Source organism: Bartonella sp. AD328YNZD (genome assembly GCF_042196425.1).
On record NZ_JBHIQG010000168.1, the window covers coordinates 1 to 5,432 of the forward strand.

Sequence of the window (5,432 nt, forward strand, 5' to 3'; positions counted from 1 at the left end):
GGATACCTTGTTGCTCACCAATATGAAGGGTTGATAAAAAAATCAAAACTTCGTGGAGGTAGAAGGAATCGATGAGGATTATTCTTTTAGGTCCTCCAGGAGCGGGGAAAGGGACGCAAGCTAAAATGTTGACTGAAGAATATAACATTCCTCATTTATCAACAGGAGATATGTTGCGTGAGGTTATTACTAAAGAAACGGAAATTGGTAAAAAAACTAAGAGTATTATAAGCTCTGGTTCTTTAGTTCCTGATAGCATTGTTAACCAAATCGTATCAGATCGGATTGATGAAACTGATTGTATAAATGGTTTTGTTTTGGATGGGTATCCACGAACTGTGCAGCAGGCAGAAGCGTTACAACAGATATTAGAGTTAAAAAACATGCAGCTTGATGCTGTTATTGAGTTGCGTGTTGATGAAGACGTGTTGATTGAACGTATGAAGATGCGTGTTCAGGAAACAATAGCGGCTGGTGGACAGGTTCGCTTAGATGACAATCCTGTTGTTTTTGCAAAAAGATTAGTAGAATATCGTGAAAAAACAGCTCCCTTATCAAAATTTTATTCGGAGAGGGGAATGTTAAAGGTCGTTGATGGAATGATTGGTGTTGCTGAAGTGGCACGTATGATTAGAGGGTTTCTTTCATAAGATTTTTTTAGAAGTAAATGAAAAGAGTTGACTTTTGAGATGAAATCTATCACAAATAAATTCAATTTATTTCAGTGAAGTAAGAGGATTCGGAAGAATTTTATTCTGAGTCTATTTTTTTGTAAGGTACATCAGGTATTTGATGCCAATTTGTCAACATAACTAAGGAGAGTGAACGTGGCTCGTATTGCTGGAGTCAATATCCCGACAAATAAGCGTGTAATTATTGCACTTCAATATATCCACGGGATTGGACCAAAATTTGCTCAGGAAATTATTGAACGGGTTGGCATTCCCATAGGGCGTCGTGTGCATGAACTTTCAGATGCCGAAGTGTTGCAGATTCGTGAGGCGATAGATCAGGGCTATCAAGTTGAAGGTGATCTTCGTCGTGAAGTGGCTATGAATGTTAAGCGTTTGATGGACCTTGGTTGTTATCGTGGATTGCGGCATCGTCGATCTTTGCCTGTCCGAGGACAGCGTACGCATACGAATGCTCGTACGCGTAAGGGGCCTGCTAAGGCAATTGCCGGTAAGAAGAAATAAGGGCCTTTGTGGAAGGTTTTTATATATTCTTTTTCTTGTTTGATTTGTTTGGCAAGGAAAAAAGGTGGAGCTGCTGATGTTACGGCAGTGATGAGATCGTTGAAAGGGAAATTATGGCCAAGGAAGCCACACGTGTTCGTCGTCGCGAACGTAAAAATATTTCATCGGGTGTTGTACATATTAATTCAACATTTAATAACACAATGATTACTATTACTGATGCTCAGGGAAATGCGATTGCATGGTCGTCTGCTGGTGCTCAGGGATTTAAAGGGGCCCGTAAATCTACACCTTTTGCCGCTCAAGTTGCTGCGGAAGATTGTGCGAGGAAAGCGCAAGAGCACGGTATGCGTTCTTTGGAAGTTGAAGTTTGTGGTCCTGGCTCAGGGCGTGAATCTGCTCTACGTGCGTTGCAATCTGTTGGTTTTGTCATTACTTCTATTCGTGATGTAACACCAATTCCTCATAATGGATGTCGTCCTCGAAAAAGGCGGCGTGTTTAATTGGGTGTTGTTTTTTTGTTGTCGGAGATTTCTCTGATGTTCACATTGGTCGTTACGATTGAATGGTAACGGAACTAAAGAACGGGAATAAAAATATGATCCAGAAAAACTGGCAGGAACTTATTAAACCCAATAAGGTTGAGTCATGTGCGCATGATAATCCAAATATTACGAGCGTGATTGCTGAACCTCTTGAGCGGGGCTTTGGCTTAACGTTAGGAAATGCGCTTCGTCGTGTCTTGTTATCTTCGCTTCGTGGTGCGGCTATTACTGCTGTGCAGATTGACGGTGTCTTACATGAATTTTCGTCAATTCCTGGTGTTCGTGAAGATGTTACAGATATTATTTTGAATATCAAAGAGATTGCGCTTCGTATGCAAGAAGAGGGGCCTAAGCGTGTCGTTGTTTATAAAGAGGGTCCTGGTGTTGTGAGAGCGGGAGATATCAATACCGTTGGAGATATGGAAATTCTAAATCCAGATCATGTTATTTGTACTCTTGATGAAGATGCTGAAATTCGTATGGAGTTTATTGTTAATACAGGAAAAGGCTATGTTCCATCGGATCGTAATTGTGTTGATGATGCGCGCATAGGACTTATTCCAATTGATAGTCTCTATTCACCAATTCGTAAAGTATCTTATAAGGTAGAAAATACGCGTGAAGGTCAAGTTCTGGATTATGATAAATTAACGTTGACGATTGAAACAAATGGTGCTGTTAATGGAGAAGATGCTGTTGCTTTTGCCGCACGTATTCTTCAAGATCAATTATCGTTATTTATTAACTTTGAAGAGCCACAGAAGGAGGCTGTTGAAGAGACTGATTCTGAGCTTTCTTTTAATCCTGCACTTCTCAAAAAAGTGGATGAATTAGAACTTTCAGTTCGTTCAGCAAATTGTCTTAAAAATGATAATATTGTTTATATTGGTGATCTTATTCAAAAAACGGAGTCTGAAATGCTTCGGACACCAAATTTTGGTCGCAAATCGTTGAATGAAATTAAAGAAGTTTTGGCGTGTATGGGTTTACATCTTGGGATGGAAATTCCTGCATGGCCGCCTGAAAACATTGATGATCTTGCTAAACGCTATGAAGATCAGTATTAAAATTAGAATTTAAGGAGAGGGCTTATGCGCCATAGTAAGTCAGGCCGCAAGTTGAATCGGACTGCCAGTCACCGTAAAGCGATGTTTGCAAATATGGCAACTTCGTTGATCGAGCATGAGCAGATTGTAACAACATTGCCAAAGGCTAAGGAAATTCGTCCTATTGTTGAAAAACTCGTTACTCTTGGTAAGCGTGGTGGTTTGCATGCGCGTCGACAAGCAATTGCAGCACTTCGTGATGCAGGAAAAGTTGCAAAATTATTTGATACGCTTGCGCCACGTTATGCATCACGCAACGGTGGGTATTTACGTATTATGAAAGCGGGGTTTCGTACCGGTGATAATGCGCCCATGGCTGTTATAGAATTTGTTGATCGTGATGTCGAAGCGAAAGGGGCTGGGGATCGCATTCGTATGGAGGCTTCTGAGAATGAAAAGGAAACTTCTTCGTAAAGTTTTTTTATTCTGTTGAATTTTTAAAGGCCGCCTTGTCTTTGGGCGGTTTTTTTGCGGGAATTTTTAAGTTATTTTACTTGAAATAATAGATGCAGAGAGAAAGTTATAGAATATTGAATTATTTTATTTTTATAATATTTATTGTTTAAATAGGTTGTTTTTATTCTCTATTATGAAATATTAATAGAGGTCCTTAATTTGCGGGGATGTGTTTTTTTAATTCTATTAATTTTCAACAGAATGTGCTGATTTTATAAGGAGTAGATTATGAGGTATTCTTTTTGGGTGCGGCTTTTTTGGGCGATTATGATACCGATATCATTTGATCATGCATATGCTCATATCCCTCAAACACAAAAAGAAATGACTCTTTCATTTGCTCCGTTAGTTAAAAAGACAGTTCCATCTGTTGTAAATATTTATGCAGCTCGACAAATTAGAGCACGATCACCTTTTGAGGGTGATCCATTTTTTGAGCAATTTTTTGGTCGTTTTCAAAATAATTTTCCTGTCCGTAAGCAATCGTCATTAGGATCAGGGGTGATTGTTGATGCACGGGGTTTGATTGTTACAAATTACCACGTCATTAAAGATGCAAGCGAAATTAAAGTGGCTTTTTCTGATGGGCGCGAGTTTGAGAGCAAGATCGTACTCAAAGATGAAGCAACTGATATTGCTGTTCTTGAAGTTGATGCAAAAGATGCTCAATTTCCCGTTTTGCCTTTGGGAAATTCTGATGCTGTTGAAGTTGGTGATCTTGTTCTTGCTATTGGTAATCCTTTTGGTGTTGGTCAAACGGTTACTAGTGGAATTGTTTCAGCGCAAGCGCGTACACGTGTTGGAATTTCTGATTTTGACTTTTTTATTCAAACAGACGCTGCCATTAATCCAGGGAATTCTGGTGGCGCTTTAATTGATATGAAAGGTGAGTTAATCGGGATTAATACGGCTATTTATTCGCGTTCGGGTGGTTCTGTAGGGATTGGTTTTGCTATTCCAGTTAATCTTGTAAAAGTGATGCTTGATACTGTTAAACGCGGTGGAAAATATTTTGTGCCGCCTTATATTGGTGCTTCTTTTCAAAATGTTACACCTGATATTGCTGGTGGTTTAGGTTTAGAACGTCCCTATGGTGCTCTGATTATTGAAGTTATCAAAGATAGTCCTGCTGAAAAAGCTGGATTGAAAGTAGGTGATGTTATTTTGAGTGTGCAGGGGGTACGCGTTGACAGTCCAGATAGTCTTGGGTATCGTTTGATGACAGCTGACGTTGAGCATAGTCTTGCCTTGGAATATTTACGAAGTGGAAAAACTTTAAAAACACAAATAATGCTTTCATCGATTTCGGAAACTGAATTTTTAAAATCTGAAAAAATTACGGGTGAAAATCCTCTTGCTGGTGCTGAAGTGTTAGATTTAACGCCGCAAAATAGTCGACGTTTTAATCTTCCTATATCTGCAAAAGGTGTTGTGATTACCAATCTTGATGAAATGAGCAATGCTGCTGGAATTTTTCGGTCAGGAGATATTCTACGTGTGGTCAATGGCCATAAAATTCAAACAGTTCATCAGTTGAAAAAGATTCTTATGCAATCTCGTTCGCGTACTTGGCAATTGGAATATGAACGTGATGGTATGTATATTCGCCAATTTATTCGTTGAGGTTTTTTTTGAAGAAAGATTTTTTTACTTCGTCGTTTGATTTTCAAGTTAATAAAAATCAGCCACTTGCAGAAAGAATGCGCCCTTGTTCTCTCAATGATGTTGTGGGACAAAAGCATTTGATTGGAGAGGATGGTTTGCTTTCACGTATGGCGGCAACTGGCTCAATTGGATCGATGATTTTTTGGGGACCTCCAGGGACGGGAAAAACGACTGTTGCACGTTTGTTAGCCCTTGAAACAAATTTCGCGTTTGAGCAGGTTTCTGCTATTTTTACCGGAGTTTCTGAACTTAAAAAGATTTTTGAAGTTGCGCAGAGGCGTTTTATATCTGGGGATAAAACACTTCTTTTTGTTGATGAAATTCATCGGTTTAATCGTGCTCAGCAGGATAGTTTTCTTTCTGTGATGGAAGAGGGTACTGTGGTACTTATAGGCGCAACAACCGAAAATCCTTCTTTTGAACTGAATGCTGCCCTTCTTTCGCGTGCACGTGTTTTAACATTT

General features: G+C 39.3%; 7 protein-coding genes. All 7 read left to right on the top strand.

Features of this window, described 5'->3' with window-relative positions; translation table 11 throughout:
* Positions 1 to 71 precede the first annotated feature (71 nt).
* A complete protein-coding gene (locus tag ACFIO3_RS08205; protein ID WP_375608625.1) occupies positions 72 to 650 on the top strand; it encodes an adenylate kinase in 579 nt (192 codons plus the stop codon).
* A gap of 177 nt (positions 651 to 827) precedes the next feature.
* Positions 828 to 1,196, top strand: coding sequence for a 30S ribosomal protein S13 (gene rpsM, locus ACFIO3_RS08210; protein WP_375608626.1), 369 nt, complete (start codon positions 828 to 830; stop codon positions 1,194 to 1,196).
* Positions 1,197 to 1,309: 113 nt separating this feature from the next.
* Entirely contained in the window at positions 1,310 to 1,699 is a 390-nt protein-coding gene (gene rpsK, locus ACFIO3_RS08215) for a 30S ribosomal protein S11 (protein ID WP_007347762.1), read from the top strand.
* Positions 1,700 to 1,794: 95 nt separating this feature from the next.
* Entirely contained in the window at positions 1,795 to 2,808 is a 1,014-nt protein-coding gene (locus ACFIO3_RS08220; protein ID WP_375608627.1) for a DNA-directed RNA polymerase subunit alpha, read from the top strand.
* Between the two features lie 24 nt (positions 2,809 to 2,832).
* Positions 2,833 to 3,261, top strand: coding sequence for a 50S ribosomal protein L17 (gene rplQ, locus ACFIO3_RS08225; RefSeq protein WP_375606705.1), 429 nt, complete (start codon positions 2,833 to 2,835; stop codon positions 3,259 to 3,261).
* A gap of 270 nt (positions 3,262 to 3,531) precedes the next feature.
* Complete coding sequence (locus tag ACFIO3_RS08230) at positions 3,532 to 4,926, top strand: DegQ family serine endoprotease (protein WP_375704300.1); 1,395 nt, start codon at positions 3,532 to 3,534, stop codon at positions 4,924 to 4,926.
* Positions 4,927 to 4,934: 8 nt separating this feature from the next.
* Positions 4,935 to 5,432: AAA family ATPase (locus ACFIO3_RS08235; RefSeq protein WP_375704301.1), on the top strand; the 498-nt coding region annotated here is incomplete at its 3' end.